Origin of the sequence: Rhizobium sp. R693 (assembly GCF_002211315.1) — a bacterium.
Taxonomy (GTDB): domain Bacteria; phylum Pseudomonadota; class Alphaproteobacteria; order Rhizobiales; family Rhizobiaceae; genus Rhizobium.
On the sequence record NZ_LOKY01000047.1, the window covers coordinates 98390 to 117950 of the forward strand.

General features: G+C 60.8%; 19 protein-coding genes. 13 read left to right on the top strand and 6 right to left on the bottom strand.

The genetic code is table 11. From position 1 onward, the window contains the following. The first annotated feature begins 189 nt into the window (after positions 1-189). The 7 genes from ATY79_RS26730 (at position 190) to ATY79_RS26765 (ending at position 9359) form a co-directional block, all read left to right on the top strand. Complete coding sequence (locus ATY79_RS26730; RefSeq protein WP_088692146.1) at positions 190-1242, top strand: sugar phosphate isomerase/epimerase; 1053 nt, start codon at positions 190-192, stop codon at positions 1240-1242. 115 nt (positions 1243-1357) lie between these two features. Beyond that, positions 1358-2545 carry a Gfo/Idh/MocA family oxidoreductase gene (locus ATY79_RS26735; protein ID WP_088692145.1) on the top strand — a complete coding sequence of 396 codons (1188 nt, stop codon included), beginning with the start codon at positions 1358-1360 and terminating at the stop codon, positions 2543-2545. A gap of 125 nt (positions 2546-2670) precedes the next feature. Further along, positions 2671-3048, top strand: a complete 378-nt coding sequence (locus ATY79_RS26740; protein ID WP_088692144.1) for a hypothetical protein — start codon at positions 2671-2673, stop codon at positions 3046-3048. A gap of 206 nt (positions 3049-3254) precedes the next feature. Then, a complete protein-coding gene (locus ATY79_RS26750; RefSeq protein ID WP_088692143.1) occupies positions 3255-4856 on the top strand; it encodes an ABC-F family ATP-binding cassette domain-containing protein in 1602 nt (533 codons plus the stop codon). Positions 4857-5026: 170 nt separating this feature from the next. Beyond that, entirely contained in the window at positions 5027-6400 is a 1374-nt protein-coding gene (locus tag ATY79_RS26755) for a GH1 family beta-glucosidase (protein WP_088692142.1), read from the top strand. A 43-nt stretch (positions 6401-6443) separates the two neighbouring features. Then, positions 6444-6992 carry an NADPH-dependent FMN reductase gene (locus ATY79_RS26760; protein WP_088692141.1) on the top strand — a complete coding sequence of 183 codons (549 nt, stop codon included), beginning with the start codon at positions 6444-6446 and terminating at the stop codon, positions 6990-6992. A gap of 156 nt (positions 6993-7148) precedes the next feature. After that, positions 7149-9359, top strand: coding sequence for an EAL domain-containing protein (locus tag ATY79_RS26765; RefSeq protein ID WP_088692140.1), 2211 nt, complete (start codon positions 7149-7151; stop codon positions 9357-9359). Here ATY79_RS26765 and ATY79_RS26770 read toward each other — a convergent pair whose 3' ends face one another. Genes ATY79_RS26770 through ATY79_RS26780 form a run of 3 tightly spaced genes read right to left on the bottom strand, consistent with a single transcriptional unit; the run spans position 9360 to position 11722 of the window. Next, positions 9360-10301 carry a rhodanese-related sulfurtransferase gene (locus tag ATY79_RS26770; RefSeq protein WP_088692139.1) on the bottom strand — a complete coding sequence of 314 codons (942 nt, stop codon included), beginning with the start codon at positions 10299-10301 and terminating at the stop codon, positions 9360-9362. 46 nt (positions 10302-10347) lie between these two features. Further along, a complete protein-coding gene (locus tag ATY79_RS26775) occupies positions 10348-11256 on the bottom strand; it encodes a CHAD domain-containing protein (RefSeq protein WP_088692138.1) in 909 nt (302 codons plus the stop codon). Then, on the bottom strand, positions 11234-11722 hold the full coding sequence (locus ATY79_RS26780; protein ID WP_088692137.1) for a CYTH domain-containing protein: 489 nt from the start codon (positions 11720-11722) through the stop codon (positions 11234-11236). Before ATY79_RS26780 ends, ATY79_RS26775 begins: the two co-directional genes overlap by 23 nt. Positions 11723-11877: 155 nt before the next feature. Here ATY79_RS26780 and ATY79_RS26785 point away from each other — a divergent pair, with 155 nt between their 5' ends. From ATY79_RS26785 to ATY79_RS26800, 4 genes are all read left to right on the top strand, one after another. Further along, positions 11878-12516 (top strand): 2-dehydro-3-deoxy-phosphogluconate aldolase, encoded by a 639-nt coding sequence (locus ATY79_RS26785; RefSeq protein ID WP_088692136.1) that lies wholly within the window; start codon positions 11878-11880, stop codon positions 12514-12516. Positions 12517-12624: 108 nt separating this feature from the next. Further along, entirely contained in the window at positions 12625-13335 is a 711-nt protein-coding gene (locus ATY79_RS26790; RefSeq protein WP_088692135.1) for a tellurite resistance TerB family protein, read from the top strand. A 70-nt stretch (positions 13336-13405) separates the two neighbouring features. After that, a complete protein-coding gene (locus ATY79_RS26795) occupies positions 13406-14101 on the top strand; it encodes a GNAT family protein (RefSeq protein WP_088692134.1) in 696 nt (231 codons plus the stop codon). Beyond that, the gene (locus ATY79_RS26800; protein ID WP_088692133.1) at positions 14098-14313 is read left to right on the top strand and encodes a hypothetical protein; all 216 of its coding nucleotides are present in this window, start codon (positions 14098-14100) and stop codon (positions 14311-14313) included. The genes ATY79_RS26795 and ATY79_RS26800 overlap by 4 nt, the downstream gene beginning before the upstream one ends. Positions 14314-14329: 16 nt before the next feature. Here ATY79_RS26800 and ATY79_RS26805 read toward each other — a convergent pair whose 3' ends face one another. The 3 genes from ATY79_RS26805 to ATY79_RS26815 form a co-directional block, all read right to left on the bottom strand. Beyond that, complete coding sequence (locus tag ATY79_RS26805; RefSeq protein WP_245312461.1) at positions 14330-15364, bottom strand: nickel/cobalt transporter; 1035 nt, start codon at positions 15362-15364, stop codon at positions 14330-14332. A 38-nt stretch (positions 15365-15402) separates the two neighbouring features. After that, on the bottom strand, positions 15403-16044 hold the full coding sequence (locus ATY79_RS26810) for a DUF1007 family protein (RefSeq protein WP_088692131.1): 642 nt from the start codon (positions 16042-16044) through the stop codon (positions 15403-15405). Positions 16045-16131: 87 nt separating this feature from the next. After that, positions 16132-17025 (bottom strand): LysR family transcriptional regulator, encoded by an 894-nt coding sequence (locus tag ATY79_RS26815; RefSeq protein ID WP_088692130.1) that lies wholly within the window; start codon positions 17023-17025, stop codon positions 16132-16134. 568 nt (positions 17026-17593) lie between these two features. On the opposite strand from ATY79_RS26815, the gene odc2 reads away from it, so the two are divergent. Continuing rightward, the gene (gene odc2, locus ATY79_RS26820) at positions 17594-18727 is read left to right on the top strand and encodes an ornithine/lysine decarboxylase (RefSeq protein WP_088692129.1); all 1134 of its coding nucleotides are present in this window, start codon (positions 17594-17596) and stop codon (positions 18725-18727) included. Positions 18728-18815: 88 nt separating this feature from the next. Beyond that, complete coding sequence (locus tag ATY79_RS26825; RefSeq protein ID WP_088692128.1) at positions 18816-19406, top strand: N-acetyltransferase; 591 nt, start codon at positions 18816-18818, stop codon at positions 19404-19406. The last annotated feature ends 155 nt before the right edge of the window (positions 19407-19561 follow it).

Genomic DNA, 19561 nt, shown 5'->3' on the forward strand with positions numbered 1-19561 from the left:
CGGGATGGACAGCAGAAATGCGGTACGTACATCTTGTGTGCCGAGACAGGCCGTGTTTAAGTCGGCCGCCTTCGTTTTTCGTCCCGCGGGGCAAATTTGCAGTTTCGCCGAAATCGGCTTGCAGACTTCAAATCGCGTGCTAGAACACTATCAGAAACGTTTACGGTCATCTTTTAGGGAGGAATTGACATGAAAACGATCAAGGGTCCAGGCCTGTTCCTTGGACAGTTCGCGGGCGATGCCGCGCCTTTCAACTCGTGGGATTCGATCACCAAATGGGCAGCCGACATCGGCTACAAGGGCGTGCAGGTTCCGACCTGGGCGGGCCAGCTGATGGACCTCAAGAAGGCGGCTTCCTCAAAGGATTATTGCGACGAGTTTGCCGGTGTGGCGCGCCAGAACGGCGTCGAAGTCACCGAGCTTTCCACCCACCTTCAGGGCCAGCTCGTCGCCGTGCATCCGGCCTATGATGAAGCGTTTGACGGCTTTGCGGCACCTGAGGTGCGCGGCAATCCGAAGGCGCGTCAGGAATGGGCTGTCGAACAGGTCAAGATGGCGCTGACGGCGTCGAAGCATCTCGGCATCAAGGCGCATGCGACCTTCTCCGGTGCGCTCGCCTGGCCGTTCATCTACCCGTGGCCGCAGCGCCCGGCCGGCCTCGTCGAAACCGCTTTCGACGAACTCGCCCACCGCTGGAAGCCGATCCTCGACCATGCCGACGAAAACGGCGTCGACGTCTGCTACGAAATCCATCCGGGCGAAGACCTGCATGACGGTATCACGTTCGAGATGTTCCTCGAGCGCGTAAAGAACCATCCGCGCGCCAACATGCTCTACGATCCGTCGCACTACATCCTGCAGTGCCTCGACTATCTCGAGAACATCGACATCTACAAGGACCGGATCAAGATGTTCCACGTCAAGGACGCCGAGTTCAACCCGACCGGCCGCCAGGGCGTCTATGGCGGTTACCAGGGCTGGGTCGAGCGTGCCGGCCGCTTCCGTTCGCTCGGCGACGGTCAGGTCGATTTCGGCGCGGTCTTCTCGAAGATGACGGCCAACAACTTCGACGGCTGGGCCGTGGTCGAGTGGGAATGCGCGCTGAAGCATCCGGAGGACGGCGCACGTGAAGGCGCCGAGTTCGTCAAGGCGCACATCATCCGCGTCACGGAAAAGGCCTTCGACGATTTCGCAGCGGGTGGTACGGACCAGGCGGCCAACCGCCGCATGCTCGGTCTCTGAGGCCACTGCCCTTCGCTACAGGAAGGTTGATTGGACGCAGCGGGAAGGGGCACTCCCTTCCCCAGCCCACCGAGGGAAGGGGCTGTTTCTGCCCTACGCAATTTAGGAGGAACCAATGGCAATTGAAGCATCTACAGAACAGGCGCGCGAACCGCGCATCCGTCTCGGCATGGTCGGCGGCGGCGCGGGCGCGTTCATCGGCGCCGTCCATCGCATCGCTGCCCGCATCGACGACCAGTACGACCTGATATCAGGCGCGCTGTCATCGACGCCGGAAAAGGCAATGGCATCGGGCCGCGATCTCGGCCTCGATCCGTCGCGCACCTATTCCAGCTACCGCGAGATGGCGATCCGCGAAGCGAAGCTGAAGAACGGCATCGAAGCGGTTTCGATCGTTACGCCGAACCATGTTCATTACGACGCTGCCAAGGAATTCCTGCGTCGCGGCATCCATGTCATCTGCGACAAGCCGCTGACCTCGAACCTTGCCGACGCCAAGAAGCTGAAGAAGGTGGCCGACGAGAGCGGCGCGCTCTTTATCCTGACGCATAACTACACCGGTTACCCAATGGTTCGTCAGGCGCGCGAGATGATCGCCAATGGCGAACTCGGTGATATCCGCATCGTACAGGCGGAATATCCGCAGGACTGGCTGACCGAAGCCGTCGAGCAGACGGGTGCCAAGCAGGCTGTGTGGCGCACCGACCCGGCGCAGTCGGGTGCTGGCGGTTCGACCGGCGATATCGGTACGCATGCCTATAACCTCGCCTCCTTCGTGTCCGGACTGGAGCTCGACAGCCTCGCCGCCGATCTCGACAGCTTCGTCGAAGGCCGCCGTCTCGACGACAACGCCCACGTCATGCTGCGCTTCAAGGCAAAGGGCTCCGAGAAGCCGGCCAAGGGCATGCTCTGGTGCAGCCAGGTGGCGCCGGGCCACGAGAACGGCCTCAAGGTCCGCGTTTATGGAACGAAGGGTGGTCTGGAATGGGTGCAGGCCGATCCGAACTATCTCTGGTTCACGCCCTTCGGCGAGCCGAAGCGCCTGATCACCCGCAACGGCGCAGGCTCCGGCCCTGCCGCTGCCCGCGTTTCGCGCATTCCGTCCGGTCATCCGGAAGGCTATCTCGAAGCCTTCGCGACGATCTACGCGGAAGCCGCGCTTGCGATCAACGCACACAAGAAGGGCAAGGCAGTCGATAAGGCCGTGGTCTACCCGACGGTTGATGACGGCGTAAAAGGTGTTGCCTTCGTCGAGGCTTGCGTAGCGTCCTCGAAGAAGAACGGCGCCTGGGTCAAGGTCTGATCCTCGTACGGTTTGGATAATTTATGCAACTAATGAGCGCACTCCCTACAATGTTAGGGAGTGCGCTCATTGTCGTTTCACAATGCTGTGGCAGAAACGGGCGCAACCAGATGGGGAGACGTTCGATGAAAGCTTTTGCCAAAGTTCTGACATGCGCCTTCGCGTTCGCTGCGTTTCCGGCGTTGTCGCAGGAGGTCCTCAATCGCGCGCCGAACTTCTATGGCCGCCAACGTGTTCCGGGCACGGTGAACGTGCAGACGACGGTTTCTCTGTCGGTGCCTGTCGACGCCGGGCAAGAGAGCGGCGAGCAGATCAAGGCCGCCCAGAAAGGGTTCTATCTGATGGCGGGCGGGCAATGTGATCTCATATTGCAGACGCTTGCCGAGAGCTGCCAGATCATCAACCTTACGAGCAGCGCGGATCTCAATCGCGGTTCGCGCAACGACATCGTCGTGCGTGGCACGGTGACGATGGCCGTGAAACTCAAAGAGCAGAAGCAGTAGCGGTTCCTAGTGCTATAGTGACAGAATCGCTGCGGATTTCAGGCTGACGTGGTTCCGTCGATGCGGCTCCACCGCCTATTGCCTTGATTTCGGCGTGGTGCTCGCCTAGATTGCGGCCATCGCCAACATCAACAGGATGTGTGCAGCAATGGATTTCACCCCGATCGCAACGCCAGTTCGCCTTGCTATTCGGGAGTCCTTTATCCATGCCTGCATCCATTACCCTGTCGAATCTTTCGTGGTCCACGCCTGACGGGCGGACCCTCCTTTCCCATCTCGATCTGAGTTTCGGCGCCGAGCGAACCGGCCTCATCGGTCGTAATGGTGTCGGCAAGACGACGCTGTTGAAGCTCGTTGCCGGCGAATTGCAACCGCAATCCGGCAGCATCGCCTTCGGCGGGCGGCTCGGAATCCTGCGCCAGGCGGTCCAGGTGGACGAGGGGGCAACGGTCGCCGATCTCTTCGGCGCCAGTGATGCGCTCACTATCCTTCGCCGCGCCGAAGCCGGTGATGCCACGTTTGACGAACTCGCAATTGCCGATTGGACGATCGAGGCGCGTATCGCCGCGGCGATCGAAGGCGTCGGGTTGGACGCGGAACCGGAAACCTTGCTGACCTCGCTTTCCGGCGGCCAACGGACGCGTGTAGGTCTTGCAGTCCTCGTCTTCTCCGGCCCTGATTTCCTCATTCTCGACGAACCGACCAACAATCTCGATCGGAATGGGCGCGAAGCGGTCATCGCATTACTTGCCGGCTGGCGGGCCGGCGCCATCGTCGTCAGCCATGATCGCGAATTGCTCGACACCATGGATGCGATCGTGGAGATCACGACACTTGGCGCCCGGCGATACGGTGGAAACTGGAGCGCATTTCGCGAACGCAAAGCGATCGAATTGGCTGCCGCCGAGCACGATCTTGCAGACAGCGAGAGACGCGTTGCCGATGCGGTCCGCAGCGCCCAGGTTGCGGCGGAGCGGCAGGCCCGCAGTGACCGCAACGGCCGCAAGAAGGCGGCAAGGGGCGACATGCCCCGCATTGTCGCCGGCGGCCTCAAGCGACAGGCGGAAAACACCAGCGGCAACAAAGTTCGCCTTGGCGAAAAACGCCGCGAGGAGGCGATGGAGGAGGCGTCCGCGGCGCGGAAGCGGATCGAGATCCTCCGGCCCTTCTCAGCCCAGCTCGCGTCAACAGGGCTGCCGCCCGGCAGGGATGTTCTCCGGCTGGAGGGCGTCGCTGCCGGCTATCGGCCCGAGCAGCCAATCATCCGAAACCTTTCCTTCGCCATGACCGGCCCCGATCGCGTCGCGATCGCCGGACCGAACGGCTCTGGCAAGACGACGCTGTTGGCGCTGATCACAGGCGAGCTACACCCATGGTCCGGGACGGTCTCCGTCATGACCGGCTTTTCGATGTTCGATCAGAGCGTCAGTCTCCTCGATCGATCGCTGTCGATCCGCGAGAATTTCGGCAATCTCAATCCCGGTGCCAACGAGAATGCCTGCCGCGCCGTGCTGGCGCGTTTCATGTTCCGGGCGGATGCCGCCCTGCAGCAGGTCTCGACACTCTCGGGAGGGCAGCTGCTGCGCGCTGGACTTGCCTGTGTTCTCGGCGGCGCAAAGCCGCCGCCGCTTTTGATCCTCGATGAGCCGACCAACCATCTCGACATCGATTCCGTCGCAGCCGTGGAGGCGGGCCTGCGGGCCTATGACGGCGCGCTGCTTGTCGTCAGTCACGATGAAGTGTTTCTTGACAATATCGGCATTGCGAGGCGGTTGCAGTTGCCCTCGGGCGATGAGATCATCGCGTAAACCGGGGAGGTCGACAACGGTCGTGTTTTCCATCTCGCGTCATGGTGGATTTTCATCTGCAACGTTACAGTTTTGACATTCGAGCCCTGTACAAGCCTATCTGGCTTGGCTAAACCGCCACCGAAGATGGCCGCATCGGCCTGTCCAACAGCAACAGACGGAACCCTCTCATGATCGATCCGAAGACCCTTGCGGCCCGCTTCCCGGGCGATTTCACCTTTGGCGTTGCGACGGCAGCGTTTCAGATTGAAGGCGCTTCCAAGGCAGACGGTCGCAAGCCCTCCATCTGGGATGCCTTCTGCAATATGCCGGGTCGGGTCTTCAATCGCGACAATGGCGATGTCGCCTGCGATCACTACAACCGCCTCGATGAGGATCTCGATCTCATCAAGTCCATGGGCGTCGAAGCCTATCGTTTCTCGATCGCCTGGCCGCGCATCATCCCTGATGGCACAGGTCCGGTGAACGAGGCGGGTCTGGATTTCTATGATCGCCTCGTCGATGGCTGCAAGGCGCGGGGCATCAAGACCTTCGCAACGCTCTATCACTGGGATCTGCCGTTGCTTCTCGCCGGCGATGGCGGCTGGACGGCGCGCTCGACGGCCTACGCGTTCCAGCGCTATGCCAAGACCGTGATGGCCCGCCTCGGCGACCGTCTCGACAGCGTTGCGACCTTCAATGAGCCGTGGTGCATCGTGTGGCTCAGCCACCTCTACGGCATTCATGCGCCGGGCGAGCGCAACATGCAGGCGGCCCTTCACGCCATGCACCACATGAACCTTGCGCATGGCCTCGGCGTCGAGGCGATCCGTTCGGAGGCGCCCAACGTACCGGTCGGGCTCGTGCTCAATGCCATGTCCGTCATGCCAGGCTCTGACAGCGCAGCCGACCAGGCGGCTGGCGAACGGGCTCACCAGTTCCACAACGGCGCCTTCTTCGATCCGGTCTTCAACGGCGAGTATCCGAAGGAGTTCCTGGAAGCACTCGGCGACCGGATGCCCGTCGTGGAAGAGGGCGACCTCAAGATCATCAATCAGAAACTCGACTGGTGGGGCCTCAACTACTACACGCCGCTGCGTGTCGCTGACGATCCTGCAAAGAACGGCGATTTCCCCTGGACGGTCGAGGCGCCGCGCGTCAGCGACGTGAAGACCGATATCGGCTGGGAGGTCTATGCACCGGGCCTGAAGAACGTCGTCGAGGATCTCTATCGTCGCTACGAGCTGCCGGAGTGCTACATCACCGAGAACGGCGCCTGCTGCAACATGGGCGTCGTCAACGGCGAGGTCGATGACCAGCCGCGCCTCGACTACTACAGCGAGCACCTCGATACCGTCGCCGACCTTATCAAGGACGGTTATCCGATGCGCGGTTACTTCGCCTGGAGCCTGATGGACAATTTCGAATGGGCCGAGGGTTACCGCATGCGCTTCGGCCTCGTGCATGTCGACTACGACACGCAGGTCCGCACGGTGAAAAAGAGCGGCAAATGGTACAGCGAACTTGCCGCGCAGTTCCCGAAGGGCAATCACAAAAGCAGCTGACGAGCGCATGGCGCGAATCGGCGCCGTGGCTTAAACCGAGCGCATGGCAAAGCCGCTCTTCCTCTATGCGCTCTGCGGCAGCCAGCGAAAGGCGTCGACCAATCGCCGGCTGCTCGAAGCTCTGCGCGACAATGCGCCGGTGGGTGTCTCCATCGAGATCTGCGAACTGATCGGCGATCTGCCGATCTTCAATCCGGACCGCGAGGGTGAGAACACACCGGCCATCGTCAAAGAGTTTGCCGCAAAGATCCGTGCCTGCGACGGCATCATCGTCGCCTGTCCGGAATATGCCCATGGTCTGCCCGGCGGCTTGAAGAACGCGCTGGATTGGTTGGTCTCCCGCGACGAAGTGCCGTTCAAGCCCGTGACGATCGCGCATGCCTCGCATCGCGGCGATTTCGCGCTAGAGCAGTTGACCGAAGTGCTCAAGACGATGTCACTACGCCTTGTCGACGAGGCCCTTCTACGAGTCTCATTGCTCGGCAAACCGGAGGACATACAGACCGTTGTGCTCGCCGAGAACGTCGAAAGCGGTCTTCTTGTATCAGCGCTTGTAAAATTCTGCGCTGCAATCAATCGAGCCGCGACCTAGTTTTGTTTGTCAAGCTTTTGAAAATATTGATCAATATGTGCAAGCATGTGCGTGTTTCGAGCGCTTTTGCCAAATCGTAGACGATTAATCATTGTATCGCCCTTTAACCGTTTTTTGAACCATTCGCTGGCAGACTTCCTTGATCGGGGAGCAGTAATGCGGGCAATTTTCGAAGGCAGCAGAAAAATTTCGGGCATCGGTCGTCATGCGACCGTCGCCGGCGTGCTTTTTTCCTTTGCCATTGTCGTCGCGATTGTCACGGTCCTGGTGCTCAGCGCGCTTGAACGCGTTGCGGACCGATCGAATGTGCTGGATGACGAGCGTTCGCGGGAAACCATTTCCGGCGCACTGAAGACCTTCGAGATGCAGTTAGGCGCGACGCTCAACGACTACGCCGCCTGGGATGATGCCGCGGTGAACGTCTATGCGGCCGATGGTATGGCTTGGACGATCAGCAACTACGGCGAAATGTCCGTCAACAGTTCCCTCTTCGACATGGCGATCGTGATCGATGATGAGAAGAAACCGATCATGGCGTATCGGGAAGGCAAGCCGATGGACGGCTCACTGGACGAATTCTTCTCCCCATCGCTCTGGACGCTTTTCAACAAGGCAAAGGCCGCGAGGCCACAGGACAATCCGGAAGCAACGGGCTTCGTTGGTACCAAGTCCGGTATCGCGGCAGTCGGCGTAGCGCTCGTCCGCGAGAAATCCGGTGCGCTTGGTGTACCGGCCGGAAAACATCGCTACCTCATTTTCGCGCGGCATCTGAGCGCCGACAAGGTCGCCGAGCTTGGTGCAACCTATGTTATCAGCGGATTGAAACTGGTTGCTCCGAACTTCGAGGCTCCCTATTCGGTGACGATCGCGGACGCGCAGGCGATTACCCTCGGCAAGCTCACCTGGATGTCGCGGGCTCCCGGCGATATTGGCTATGGCGAAGTTCGTCCAATGGTCGTCAAGGCACTGGGCCTTGTCGGCCTGTTCTTCATCGTGTTGCTGATCATCGGCTGGTTGGCGTTGCGGCGCCTCAAGGCGGAAGAAATCAATGCCCGAGAGGAAGCAAACCGTGATCGGCTGAGCGGCTTGTTGAACCGCGACGGGTTGGGATCTGCGATCGACGGTTTCGTTGCAGAAGCCCTGCAGACGCGCCGCAACGTGCTTATCCTCTATCTCGACCTCGATGGCTTCAAGGAAGTCAACGATGCTTACGGTCATGGCACCGGCGACCAACTGATCCGGGCGGTTGCCGCAGGCCTGGACGTGCTCATCCCCGAGGGTGCCGTCCTTGCGCGCATCGGCGGCGATGAGTTCGCTATCGCCTTTGTCTCCGAGAGCGAGCACGCGGTTGCCCTGCAGCTTGCCGAGCAGATACTGGATTTCCTGGCGGAGCCGCTGGAGATCGGCCGGCGTGTCGTCGTGATCGGCGCGAGCATCGGTATCGCCATGTCGCAGGGCGGCACGATTGACCGCGAGGAGCTGGTGCGCCGGGCCGACCTTGCCATGTACAAGGCCAAGGAAGCCGGTCGCGCGCGCATGACGCTTTACGATCCCGCGATGGACGCCGACCGCAGCGAGCGCAATGCGCTGGAACTCGATTTGCGGATGGCGATCGAGGGCGGCGACCTACAGATCGCCTATCAGCCACTGATCGATGCAGCGACCCATGAAATGACCGGCGTCGAAGCATTGGTGCGGTGGAACCGCCCGGGCCACGGACCGGTCTCGCCTGAGGTCTTCATTCCTATCGCGGAGACCAGCGGACTGATCGAAGCGCTCGGGCTTTTCGTGCTGCGCAAGGCCTGCGAAACCGCCAAGCAGTGGCCGGAACTGCGTATCTCGGTCAACGTCTCTCCGGGGCAATTCCGCAACCCGGCCTTTGCCGACTATGTCCGCTATGTCCTAAAGCAGACGGAGATCGAGGCCAAACGGGTGACGCTTGAGGTCACCGAGGGTTACATGATCCAGAACCCGCAGCGCACGCGGCAGGCGATCGAGCGGTTGAAGGCGCTGGGCGTCAAAGTCGCGCTCGATGACTTCGGCTCGGGTTTCTCGTCCATCGGTTATTTGCGCCAGTTTGGCTTCGACCGCATCAAGATTGACCGCTCGCTGGTCATGGACATTCTGGAAAGCGACCGTCAGCGCGAAATGCTGCAGGCAACGGTGGCACTCGCCCGCTCGCTCGACATTCCGGTGACGGCCGAGGGCATCGAGACGGAGGAGCAGGCCATTGCCGTGCGCCTCTTCGGCTGCGATACCCTACAGGGCTATTTCTTCGGCAGACCGATGCCGGCCGATCAGATCACCGAGCGGTTGATGCAGGCGCGGGCAACGAAGGTCACCACGCGCCGCACCAACGCCGCCTAATCAGGTTCCGATGTGCTTCTGCCCGCGCTTCTTGGCGAGCGCGATCTGGTGCTGCCGCTGGCGGTAGCGCAGACGGTCGTCTTCGCTGCGCGTGTGGTAGCAGTTGCTGCAGGAGACACCTTCCTCGTAGTGGGGTGAGGTGATCTCCTCGGCGGTGATCGGATTGCGGCAGGCGTGGCAGAGCTTGTGCTCGCCTTCCTTGAGGCCGTGTTCGACCGAGACACGTTCGTCGAAAACGAAACAGGCACCATCCCAGAGGCTTTCTTCCTGCGGGATCTCTTCGAGATATTTCAGGATGCCGCCCTTGAGGTGATAGACCTCCTCAAAGCCCTGCTCCTTCATGAAGGCGGTGGCCTTCTCGCAGCGGATGCCGCCGGTGCAGTACATGGCGATCTTCGGCTTGTTGTGCAGGCCGGTATTGTTGCGCACCCAGTCCGGGAATTCGCGAAAGGTCTTCGTGTTCGGGTCGACAGCACCGCGGAAGATGCCGATCGCCGTCTCGTAATCGTTGCGCGTGTCGATGACGATTGTATCGGGATCGGAGATCAGCGCGTTCCAGTCCTGCGGAGCGACATAGGTGCCGACCACCTTGTTGGGGTCGATGTTCTCGACGCCCATGGTGACGATCTCTTTCTTGAGCCTCACCTTCATTCGCAGGAAAGGCATCTTCGATGCGCGGCTTTCCTTGTGCTCAAGCGCGGTAAATTCCGGCTGGGCGCGCAAATAGGCGAGCACCGTCTTGATGCCTGCATCCGGGCCAGCGATCGTGCCGTTGATGCCTTCATGCGCCAGAAGCAGCGTGCCCTTCACGCCGTTTTCTTCGCAAAGCGTCTGCAGCGGCTCGCGCAGGCTTTCGAAGCGCGGGACGGAAACGAAATGGTAGAGAGCCGCAACGAGGAAGGGGCTCGTCGCAGACGGCGGTTGTGTCAGCGTGTCTGTCATGCGGCTGCAAATACAGGTTTCGGGCCGTCTGCGCAATTGGGACGATTCAGCTCACCTGCGCCTGCCAGAGCAATTCGATCCGGTCTGCTTCCTCCCGCGGATCATCGGCGAATACTTCCTCGGCGCGCTCCAAGGCTGCCTGTCGGCCTTCCTGCTGGTGGAAAATGACGGCGTCGAGTAGATGGGCCAGGTCGTCGGCATTGCTGAAATGCCGTGGCTCGGCCTCCACGAGTTCGCAAAGCACGTCGAGATCGTGGATGCGGCCGAGCAGATCGACCAGACTGCTCGTTACCTCGTATTTGGCATCCATGGCGGCCGGCCAAAGCGGCCTGAGCGCGGCGTGATAGGCCCGGTAGTCCTGGGCGCGCTTGCGCAAGGTATGGAAGGCTTCTGCCGACCCGCCGTTCCGGCATTGGGCAATTGCTTCTCTTGCCTTGAGGGCTGTCTTGCGCCAGCCCTTGGCGACCAGCCGGGCATGCCGCTGCGGGCCGCCGTTGAAATGTACGTCCTCGACAGCCGCTGCCGCCGCTTTGAGATGGTCCGGTACCTTCGTCAGCTTCTGGTCGATTGTCGCCTCGGCTTCGGCCATGTGATCGCGGCGGGCCTTCAATGCCTCGATGATGCGGCCGATCGCCTTCTTTTCCTCAGCATTTCGTGCTCGCGCCTTGAGATGCGCGGCGGTCTCGATCAGAGCGGCGGCGTCTCGGATTGCTGAAAGCGATTGCGCAACTTCCCGAAGGCGCGTGTTTTCCTGGTCCTGAAACTCCGGTATCTCCCCGGCAACGAGGCGATAAAGGGAGCGGACACGTTTCAGGTTCTTGCGAAAGTCGTGGATCGCTTCGTGCTTGCCATCGGGCATCTTTTCGAGCGTGTGAATCGCATCGCGAAGCTGTCCGCCCACGGCTTTCCGGAATTCTGCAGTGAAGCTGCGGTCAGGCCGTATACGAAAGGGCATGCCGATCGTGCTCGAATTCTGTGGCCAGCGCCTGGTTGGAGTAGCGGAAATCGCCCGTCACCTCGCGCCCGAGCCAGGAGGGGAGCGCAGGCTTGTCGTTTTCCGAGCGCATCTCCACTTCGGCGATCACCAGGCCGCGGTGCTGGCCGGCAAAGACATCCACTTCCCAGATGAAGCCTTCATGCGGGACGCGATAGCGGGTCTTCTCGATAACGACGCCGATTGCGTCATCGAGCAACTGATCGGCGTCGGCGACCGGAATGTCGTATTCGAACTCTTCACGGGTCATCGTGCTGCGGCCGATCTTGATCGTCAGCCGTGCCTTCGCATTGTCGAGCACGCGCACGCGGACGGACCGGTCGTCCATCGAAGCGATATAGCCTTGTTTTAAAATGGATTTCGTCTCGGCGCCGGAGCGCCAGCCGTCGTTGCGTACTAGAAACTTCCGCTCGATCTCTTTCGCCATTACCGGGGACCTTTTGTGACAATTTTATTACGCTAGCCTAATTTTACGGCGATGTGTACCCATTCTATTCCAAAGATGGGTTTGGTCTCGACAAGGCGTACCCTTGGAGGTATTTCGGGTCCCGAATTCAATCGTTTCATAAGGATCACGCGGCCATGGGCGAAAAGACAGAAAAGCTCCTTTCCATCCTGAAACTTCAGCCTGTCGTACCGGTTCTGATCGTCGATGACGTGAAGTCCGCCGTTTTGCTGGCGCGTGCTCTTGTCGCCGGCGGCCTGAAGGCCATCGAGATCACCATGCGCACGCCCGCGGCCCTCGATGCCGTCCGCGCCGTTGCCGACGAGGTCGAAGGCGCCGAGGTCGGTGCCGGCACCATCCTCAACGCCGCGCATTGGGATGCCGCGGTTGCTGCCGGCTCGAAGTTCATCGTTAGCCCGGGCGCAACGCAGGAACTGCTCGATGCGGCGCGCAAGTCGTCGGTGCCGTTGCTGCCGGGCGCGGCGACCGCAAGCGAAGTCATGGCGCTGCGCGAGGAAGGCTATCAGGTTCTGAAGTTTTTCCCGGCGGAACAGGCCGGCGGCGCCGCCTATCTCAAGGCGCTATCCTCGCCGCTATCAGGCACCGTCTTCTGCCCAACGGGTGGTATCTCGTTGAAGAACGCGATGGAATACCTGTCGCTGCCGAACGTCATCTGCGTCGGCGGCTCCTGGGTCGCGCCGAAGGAGCTGATCGCCGCTGGCGATTGGGCCGGCATCACCAAGCTGGCGTCGGAAGCGGCGGCCCTGAAGGCATGATTTCGGGACAAACCCACGCGTGATGCGGGCGGAGGTTCCGCCTGCATTTGTATTTCCGGCGTCAGTACCTATCTCCCCTCTGGCCTCTAGATAGGGAGATGATGAGGAATGTTCGACGCGAAAAAGCTTCTTGAGCAGTTCTTGGGTTCGCAGGTGCCGGTTGTCGGCGGTTCGGTCAAGGACCGGGCGGGCGACGCGATCCAGATGGCCAAGGACAATCCGTGGAAAGCTGGCGCGCTCGCAACCGTGCTTCTCGGAACCAAGACCGGCCGCAGCATTGCCGGCAATGCTTTGACCATCGGCGGCCTCGCCGCGATTGCGGGTCTCGGCTACCAGGCCTACAAGAACTACCAGGCAGGGCAGGAACCAGCGACGCCGTCCGATGCGCCGCCGCCGAAGACGGCTGTACTGCCGCCGCCCCCCGACTCTGGATTCGGCGTGACTTCGCCGGCTCAGAGCAACGAATTCGTCCTCGTTCTCATTCGCGCCATGATCGCGGCGGCAAAGGCCGACGGTCATATCGACGACGGCGAACGTGCGCTCATTCTCGACAAGATCAAGGCGGCGGATGTCAGTGGTGAAGCCGCCTTCTTCATCGAACGCGAGTTGTCGCAGCCGACGGATATCGACGCGCTGGTCGCAGCCGCCGTGACCGAGGAGCAGCGGGTGGAGCTCTATACCGCCTCGCGCCTGACCATCGAGCCGGATTCGCGCGCCGAGCGCGGCTACCTCGACCTGCTGGCCGGTCGCCTTGGCCTTCCTGACGCGCTGGTCGATCACATCGAGGCGACGGTAAATTCCGCCAAGGTTGGTTTGTAAGGGTAACAAGCGGCCAGTTGCCTTTCACGGGCGGCTGGCCTAAGCCATGTCTCCTTATCTGGAGGAGCGCATGCGCGATCTATCGAATTTCAAGGGCTGCCCGGCGCCACAGCCGGTAACCCTCAAGGGCCGTTTTGTCACCGTCGAACCTTATGTACGCGAGCAGCATCTGCAAGCGTTGTGGGACGGACTTGGCGGCGTGGCGATCAACCCTCTGCTGCGCTATTTCTCGCAGCCCGATTTCGCCGGCATCGAGGATTTCTCCAACTGGCTTCATTCGGTTTACGCCAAGTCGGGCTGGCTGACCCATATCTTCCGTGACAACAACACCGGTAAGATCGTCGGCATGGCGAACTATATGCGGGCCGATCCGGCCAACGGCGTGATCGAAGTGGGCGGCGTTGCGCACGGTCCTGACATGAAGCGCTCACCGCTCTCCACGGAAGCTCACTACCTTATGGCCAAGCATATTTTCGAGGTGCTTGGATACCGGCGCTATGAGTGGAAATGTGACAATCTGAACGAGGCGAGCAAGACGACGGCGGCACGCTACGGCTTCACGTTCGAAGGCGTGTTCCGCCAGCACATGATCTCCAAGGGTCGCAACCGCGATACGGCGTGGTTCTCGATGATCGATTCCGAATGGCCCGTCCTGAACGCGGCGTTCGAGGCCTGGCTGTCTCCCGGCAATTTTGACGCGGACGGCAAGCAGAAGCGCCGGCTTGAGGATATTCGCGCCGAGCTGAGTAAGGAATCGGCCGCATGACGGCTCCGAAATCGGAAGGCCATTCGCAGGCGATCGCCGCGGCTATCATCCTCGTGGCTGCCGGCCTTGTGCTCTATTTCATGCCGACCATCGTTCTCGGACTCGGCAGCTATTCGCCGTATCTGGCGGCTGGTGTGGGCGCCTGCCTGATCCTCGCTTTTTTCGTCGTCTTTTGGCTGAGAGCGCGATATCAGCGCCGGCGTGGCAAGTAGCGTAGCGGGCGGTCGGCTAGCCCTGCAGCGAAGCGCCGAGCAGCAGCGCGCCCATGGCAATTACCAGCAGGGCGCCCAGAATTTCGATCGTATTCCCGATCCAGATCGAGGCGGCAGAGCCTCGGCCGGCGAGCCGCATGGCCGTGCCCTTGGCAGTGACGGCGAGCGTTGCCAGGATCGCGACCGCTATGGCGGTGCCGAACGACATCGCGATTACCGACAGGACGCCGCCGAGATAGAGGCCGTTCAGAAGCGAGAAGGTCATCACCAGCAACGCGCCCGAGCAGGGGCGCAGGCCAACGGCAATGATGGCGGACCAGGCTTCGCGAATGTTGAACCTTTCTGCACCGAGCAAGGACGGATCGGGCATGTGCGATTGGCCGCAGGTTTCGCAGGCCATGCCCGCGATGAATTTGTGCCCAGCTTTGAGTACGTCCGCTTCGCCGAAAGCGTAGCCTGAGCCTTGCTTTTGTTCCTCATTGTCCTTCCAGTCCAGCATCATGCTGACAGGCCCCGAGGAGGTTGCCATGACTTCGCCGCGTGGCATGCCTGGGATGATTGCTCGCAGCTTGCGAAACAGCAGCCAGCACCCGAAGAGGATGACCATGATGAAGCTGGCAATCTCCATCGCCCGCGTCGCTGCCGTCAGCGTTATTCCGGTGCCGCGCAGCACCAGCCATGCTCCGCCGACCAGTGCGATTGCGACCACTCCCTGGAGAAAGGCGGAGACGAAAGAGATTGATACGCCGCGCCGGAGCTCGATTTCATTGGCTATCATGTAGGAGGAGATGACGGCCTTGCCATGTCCGGGGCCTGCGGCATGGAAGACGCCGTAGGCGAAGGATAGGCCGATCAGCGTCCAGAGATGCCAGGAATCCTCCCGCATGGCGCGCAGCGCGCCTGTCAGCGCGCGATAGAAAGCCTGCTGTTGCGCGTTCACATAGAGGAGGAGGGGAGCAAGCGGCCCGCCCGTCGGCTGGAAGCTCGGCTCTGAGGTGCCGATGCCGAGCGGCGACTGTGCGTGCGCAGCGGCCATGCCCGCGACGAGCATGAGCGCCACACCGAGCGCAATCGGCCGAAGCCCGTGCTTCAGCATGATACGTCTAGCCGCGTCGCGAAGAGCTTCGACATGTTCGTCCCCGTCGGGTCGTTGAAGAAGGCGTCGGTCAAGGACTGCTTGTTTTCGGCGATCACCTGATCGGCATCGGGACGGACGACCTGGTGCTTGCAGCTTTTGAAGCCTTCTCCGACAAGGACCAGTTCGTTGTCGCTCGGAAAATCGATCGAAGTATAGAGCGTCGGGTCGTAGACGCCGAAGGTCATGCGGCCCTTGAGCGGCATCTTTTCCGCCGGCTTGACGGCGAAGAACATTAGAAGCTGGCCCTGCTTGTAGTCGACATGGATCAGATCGGGCTTCTCGACCTTGATGTTCTTACCGTTCATCGTGAGGTTCATGTAGTAGTCGTAGTCGACGAGCGAATCCCGCACGGTCTTGCCGACCTCGGCCAGTTCGTTCGGATCGAGCTTCAGGTCGGTATTCTTGTCGAAATCCATCACGACGGATGACGAGAAGACCTCGTCGAAACGCCAGACGTTCCGCAGTTCGGCAACATTGCCGTCATCGTCGGCGACCACCTCGAGCCTTGCCTCAACGAATACATGCGGATGCGCAAAGGCGGCGGCTGGCAGAAGCGACAGGAACGACGCCATCAGGAATGTCGATTTCTTCATGCGTGCTCTTATTGCGGGATCCCAAATTCATTTGATTCCTTGCCAGTAAATGGGACGGAATTGGGACCGGTCCCCCAAGGCAAGCGGTCAGGAATGCTTCTTGAACCAATTGTGAAGATAGTCGACGAAGATGCGCACCTTGGCCGGCAGATAGCGCCGGTGCGGGTAGACAGCATAGATGCCGCGATCGGTCGGAATGTAATCGTTAAACAGCGTCACCAGTTCGCCGCTCTCGATCGGCTTGCGGGCGATGAAATCGGGTATCAGCGCAACGCCGATGCCGGCAAGTGCCGCACGCAGCGTTGCATGCGGGCTGTTGACCTCCATGGGGCCAGTGACGGCAACGGCGAATGAGGTGTTGTCCGGATTGTAGAAGCGGATGCTGCCCTGGCTGCGGGAATTGGTGTCGACGATGAAGGGGATGTTCGACAGGTCCGACGGATGGGCGAGATCAGGATGGCGCTCCACGAAGTCGGGCGTTGCGCAAAGATGGACGCGGAAATCCGAGATCTTGCGGGCGATCATACCGGAGTCCTCGAGCTTGGTCACGCGGATGGCAACGTCGAAGCCTTCCTCGATGAGGTCGACGAATCGGTCATCCGCGGCGATCTCGAGCGCGAGATCGGGGTTCTCCCTGGCGAAATCGATCAGGGACTGGCCGACATCGGCATCGACAAAGGTGCGTGGCACCGAAATCTTCAGCCGTCCCTTCAATTGCGCGTTATTCTCGCGCACGAGATCGGCGAGGTTGTCGATCTCCTTCAGGATATCGGAGGCGGTGCGATAGTAGGTATGGCCGGCCTCGGTCATGGAGAATTGGCGGGTCGTCCGATTGAGCAGCAGAGCGCCGAGTTCGTCCTCCAATTCGCGTACATATTTGGAAAGCAGCGCCTTGGAACGGCCAGTGCGCCGCGCCGCGGCCGAAAAGCCTTCCGCTTCAACGACATCGATGAAGGCGCGGATGCGGGTGAGTGTGTCCATGATGACCTCCCAAAAAAAGCGCCGAACCGCATTTCAAATCAGTCGGTTGCGGGCCGTTTCGCCACGTTGAACAAATTGCGGTGTATTGTTCAAATATTTTCTGCCGGGAGATGCGAAAAACCGCTTGATTATGACGGCGAATATTCCTATCTCGTGATCAGCCCAAAGTCGCACGTGCCCATGGGTGTCCGCCGAACCCTCGAATTGGTGAGGAAATCGGTAAGGTACCTGGAATTAACCCCTCCAGTCGCTATTCCGGCCAACCGGAAAATGCGAGGACGCCTGAAGCAACGACGGTGCGGGCCTTTTTGTTCTCTCCCTGCTTTCCATCAGCGGGGGTTACTGAAGAGGCACACCTTCATTGCCGGAAGTGCGGTTGGGAATCCCCCTCCAATCCATGGCAGACAAAGCCGGATCCATGTCGCTTTCGCGGCGTTGATTCATCATTCGCGCTATCAAGCGCTTGCTAAGGTTCCGGGGTCTCCACCGGCTGGTTCCTATGCGGGCGATTGATTGCCCTTTGTCCTCCGGTTTTCCCGGAGCTCTGGAATTGGAAGAGGGAATCGATATGACCACCCAGCGCATCCGCGACTTTCTCGCAACCCGACGTCCCGACGGTCCCTGCCTCGTGGTCGACCTCGACGTCGTGCGCGATAATTTCAACGCCTTCCGGCATGCGATGCCGGACAGCGCGATCTATTACGCCGTCAAGGCAAACCCGGCTCCCGAGGTCCTGAAGCTGCTCGCCAACATGGGCTCCAACTTCGATTGCGCGTCTGTCGCTGAAATCGAAATGGCGCTCAACGCCGGTGCGACAGCTGCCCGTATCTCCTACGGCAACACGATCAAGAAGGAACGCGACGTTGCCCGCGCGCATGCGCTCGGCGTCAGCCTTTTCGCGGTCGACAGCCACGAGGAAGTCGAGAAGATCTCGCGTGCCGCTCCCGGCGCCCGCGTATTCTGCCGCGTTCTGACGGATGGCGAAGGCGCCGAATGGCCGCTGTCGCGTAAGTTCGGCTGCGTTCCGCAGATGGCCGTCGACGTTCTCGTCTACGCGCACCAGCTCGGCCTCGAATCCTACGGCGTATCGTTCCACGTCGGTTCGCAGATGACCAAGGTCGATGCCTGGGACTCGGCTCTCGCCGATGCCAAGCGCGTCTTCGTACAGCTGGCCAAGCAGGGCATCCATCTGCAGATGGTCAATATGGGCGGAGGCTTCCCGACCAAGTACCTGCGCGACGTTCCGTCGGCGGAAGCTTACGGCCGTGCGATCTACCAGAGCCTTCGTGATCACTTCGGCAACAACCTGCCGAAGACGATCATCGAGCCGGGCCGCGGCATGGTCGGCAACGCCGGCGTCATCAAGACGGAAGTCGTGCTGATTTCGAAGAAGTCGGACAACGATGCCGCTCGCTGGGTGTTCCTCGACATCGGCAAGTTCGGCGGTCTCGCTGAAACGATGGATGAAGCCATTCGTTACCCGATCCGCACGGAGCGCGACGGCGACGAAATGGAGCCCTGCGTGATTGCCGGCCCGACCTGCGACTCGGCAGACGTGCTGTATGAAAAGAATCTCTATCCGCTGCCGCTTACCCTTTCGATCGGCGACGAGATCCTGATCGAAGGCACCGGCGCCTACACGACCACCTATTCGGCGGTGGCGTTCAACGGCTTCGAGCCGCTGAAGGCCTACGTTATCTAAGATTGCCAGCCCCGTAGCCAGCCGGGGCGGCACCTTCACAATTCATATCAATCGCCGCTTATAACGGTTTTGGGTACGGGAGGCCAAAATGGCCGCTGTTCTTGATTCTGTCCGCGCATATTTTGCGCCTTCTGTCTTCACCATTGACACCGAGAACCCCGGCGACGTCGTGGCTCGCGAAAATCTGCTCGATCGCGCCATGGGGCCGAACCGCCGCAAGAAGTCGTCTGAAAAGATTCGCCGTGGCCGTGTTCCGGCAGAGGGCCTGGCGCTGGTTGCGCGCGATCGTGACGGCCATGTCATCGGCACTGTGCGCCTTTGGAACGTCGAGGCCGGCGTTAACGCCGAAGGCACGCCGATCAACGCGCTGCTGCTTGGTCCGCTGGCGGTCGATTGCAGCTTCGAGGGTAAGGGCGTGGGTTCAGCGCTGATGCGCGCCGCCATTCTGGAGGCCAAGAACCGCGGGCACGGCGCCATCCTGCTTGTCGGCGATGCCCCTTACTATGAGCGTTTCGGCTTTTTCGCCGAGAAGGCTCAGCATCTTGTCATGCCGGGTCCTTTCGAACGCTCGCGCTTCCTGGCGCTGGAACTCATTGAAGGCTGGCTTGACGGCGCGGCCGGCATGATCGTGCCCTCGGGACGAATGCTGGCAAGTGCCCCGATCCGCAGGGCGGCGTGATCGGCGAGGCCTCTCCCCGACGGGGAGGGGCCTTTTGTTTTTCCGTTTTTCGGAAATCAAGCCTAGAAGGCGCCGGAAGACCGGACGAACGTTTAGCCTAGACTTTTATGACTGCTTGCCCCCTCAGGCTTCAATTATTTGACGACGCTTGTGTC